Genomic DNA, 2,159 nt, shown 5'->3' with positions numbered 1-2,159 from the left:
AGATGAACGTGATGACGCTGGTCGTCTCGGCCTTGGGGTCGTTGTCCCCATTGTCGGCCTCGGGCTCGTCGACGAGCTCGCGGATGTCGAGGTCGAATTCTTCCATCAGAGCGGTAGGCATATCAGCTCTCCCATGGTTGGAAACGAGGGTAGTGCGCGGCGTTGAAATAGGACACCAGCGACCGAAAAACGCTCGACGCAATACGGTGAACTCGCCGCAATCGCCCGCTGTTTGATCAGGCGCCGCAACCGTAAAACTGGCCGATCAAGGCTGTCAACAGGTACAGAGCCCTTAACAAAGCCCTGACAAGTGCCTAACGGGCCCCTTACTCCGCACAAACCGAATTCCCACCACCCATATGTGTGTACGCACCAGACAACGAGGGCCGCTAAACACGAAAAGGCTCAGAAGTTCCTCAAGGAAAAAGACGAGCGACTGGGTCTCATCCCGCCTTTATTGGCCGACTCATGACGAAACCGATGGAGATGTTTGGTGTCTTCATAAAGCGACCGTCCGGTATAGCCGTGGGGCTGAGCCCACTGAGCCCACTGAGCCGACTAGGACAGATCGTCCGGCTCGTCGGGCTCATCGGACTCGTCGGACTCATCGGGCTCCGACAGCGCCGCGTCGATGCCGTCGAGGTAGTCCCGCACGCGGCCGAAGACGAGCAGACCGCTGCCCGCGCCCGCCAGTTCGGCGGCGGCGGGCAGCAGGCGGGCCCGAGCGCGTACCAAGGCAGGTCGGTCGCCCACGGCGAGCGCGGCGGCGGCCTCCACGCAGCAGAGGGCCTCGTACAGCAGGTCGGCGGGCGGTTCCGGCAGGGCATGAAGCGCGGTACGGGCGTCGGCCGCGCCGCCCGTACGCCCCGACGCCGACGCTGCTCCCGCTCCCGCCGTCGCCGTCGCCAACGCCTCGGCCCACGGACGGTACGGCCCCCAGTCGTCATCCAGGTCCACCGTGGGCAGCGGCCCCCGCCCCTCCGCCCAGGCCCCCAACCGCACCCCCAACAACGCCAGCGGAAGGAGCCCGCCCTCCACACCAGGCATCCCCGCCCCGTCGAGCCGCACGGCGGCAGCCCGGAACGCGGCCTCGGCCCGTTCCCGCGCCCCGCCCTGCGCCCCACCCACTGAGGCCGCGGCGGCCACCCGCATCGCCCGGTACCCCTGTGTGAAGACCTCCGCGAGCGGCAGTTCGTACCGCTCCGCCAGCCGGTCCACGGCCGCCGCGTGCCCGTCGGCGGCCGCGAAGTCGCCGAGCGCGCCGAGCGCCTGGAGCCGGATCAGGTGCCCGAGCACCTCGTAGGTCGCCATCCCGTGGCGGGCGGCGAGCGCGAGGAGTACCGCGCCGATCGCGTCCCGCTCCGGAGCGAGCCCGGCCCGCGTGCAGGACTGCATGAAGCGGCCGTTGAGGGCGAAGGCGAGCAGGGCGGGGTCGTCGAGACGGCGGGCGAGACGTTCCGCCTCGCGGGCGGCACGAGGCCCGCGCGGGGAACGCGTGCCGCGCGACTCCAGCGCGACGGTGGCCAGCAGACGGCAGCGCGCCGCGTCGTGCGCGCCCTCCGGCAGCGCGGCGAGGGTGCGTACGGCCGCGTCCACGACGCGCCGCGCCTGCTCCGGGTCGTCGGAGCGCGTCCAGATCGCGGGGACGTCGTACGCGCCGATCACCCGCGCGGTCAGCTCCGGATCGCCGAACTCCTCCGCTGCGGCCACCGCCTCCACGCGGTGCCGCCGGGCCGCCTCCAGACCGCCGGCGCCCGTCACCGCCAGGCTCCGGATCAGCGCGACGGCAGCCTCCAGCCGCGTCCGCGCGCCGTCGCCGACCGTGCGGTCGTACGCCGTGGCCGCCTCGGACCACAGCCGGGCCGCCGCCGTCGTCGGCTCGCGCGGCGGGTCGAGCCGGGGGTCCTGGGCGAGGATGTCGCGTTCCAGGCGGCGCAGTTCGGGGCCCGGGTCCAGGCCCAGTCCGGCGGCGAGGGCGGCCCGCGCCCGGCGCAGCGCGGCGAGCGCGTCGCCCTGGCGGCCGGCCCGGTACAGGGCCAGCGCCAGCAGCCCCCAGGCGTCCTCGCGCCAGGGGTGTTCGGCCAGATGGGCGTCCAGGTCGGGGACGGCCTCGGCGGCGCGGCCGAGGGCGAGCAGGGCCGCCGCCCGCCGCTCCACCG

The 2,159-nt window shown here is 72.8% G+C and carries 1 protein-coding gene; it reads right to left on the bottom strand.

Annotated elements, in window-relative coordinates; translation table 11 throughout:
- Positions 1-558: 558 nt before the first annotated feature.
- Positions 559-2,159: BTAD domain-containing putative transcriptional regulator (locus ACFU99_RS41500; protein ID WP_384403348.1), on the bottom strand; the 1,601-nt coding region annotated here is incomplete at its 5' end.

Origin of the sequence: Streptomyces sp. NPDC057654, assembly GCF_042800135.1 — a bacterium.
Lineage (GTDB): Bacteria > Actinomycetota > Actinomycetes > Streptomycetales > Streptomycetaceae > Streptomyces.
This window is presented reverse-complemented; position numbering and strand designations above follow the sequence as displayed.